This window comes from Ruegeria sp. BF7 (genome assembly GCF_056538605.1).
In genome coordinates, this window is the sequence record NZ_JBQFTM010000057.1 from 1 (window position 1) to 836 (window position 836).

The following is an 836-nucleotide window of genomic DNA, read 5'->3' on the forward strand; positions in this document are numbered from 1 at the left end:
TAGGCTCAGGACCCATTGATTTCCGTATAGCGGCGTGATTCACGGTTCGAAAACGAGCGGTGAACATGTCTGATCTTTTCTGGCTTACAGACGCGCAGATGGCGCGTTTAGAGCCTTTCTTCCCGAAGTCCCATGGCAGACCCCGCGTCGATGACCGACGTGTATTGAGCGGGATTATCTTCATTAATCGCAATGGGTTGAGATGGCGCGACGCCCCTTCGGCCTATGGCCCACACAAGACCCTTTACAACCGTTGGAAGCGGTGGAGCGACAAAGGCATCTTCGCGCAGATGATGGCAGGTCTGGCTGCCGACCACGGCGAGGAGAAGACCGTGATGATCGACGCCACCTATCTGAAAGCCCACCGGACAGCGACCAGCATGGGCGTCAAAAAGGGGGGCGTGGCCGTCTGATTGGCCGAACCAAAGGCGGCATGAACACCAAGCTGCACGCCATCTGCGACAGCCAGGGCCGCCCCCTCAACCTGTTCGTCACGGCAGGTCAGGTCAGCGACTACATCGGCGCACGAGCATTGCTGAGCAGCCTGCCGGATGTTGAATGGCTTCTGGGTGATCGCGGTTACGACGCCGACTGGTTCAGAGAAGCGTTGAAGGACAAAGGGATACGCGCCTGCATTCCTGGACGGAAGCAACGGAAGAATCCGGTAAAGCACGACAAGCGCCGCTACAAACGGCGCAACCGCATCGAGATCATGTTCGGCAGGCTGAAGGATTGGCGGCGTGTGGCGACCCGCTACGACAGGTGCCCGAAGGTCTTCCTGTCAGCCATCGCCCTCGCAGCACTCGTCATCTATTGGCTATGAGTCCTGACCCTAG

At 58.6% G+C, this 836-nt stretch carries 1 protein-coding gene; it reads left to right on the plus strand.

Annotated elements, in window-relative coordinates; translation table 11 throughout:
• Positions 1–65: 65 nt before the first annotated feature.
• Positions 66–823 (plus strand): IS5 family transposase gene (locus tag ACR0IK_RS24370; protein ID WP_480544160.1). Its coding sequence is split into 2 segments (ribosomal slippage): positions 66–387 and positions 387–823, totalling 759 coding nucleotides; the frame shifts between segments, so codons are not numbered across the junction.
• The last annotated feature ends 13 nt before the right edge of the window (positions 824–836 follow it).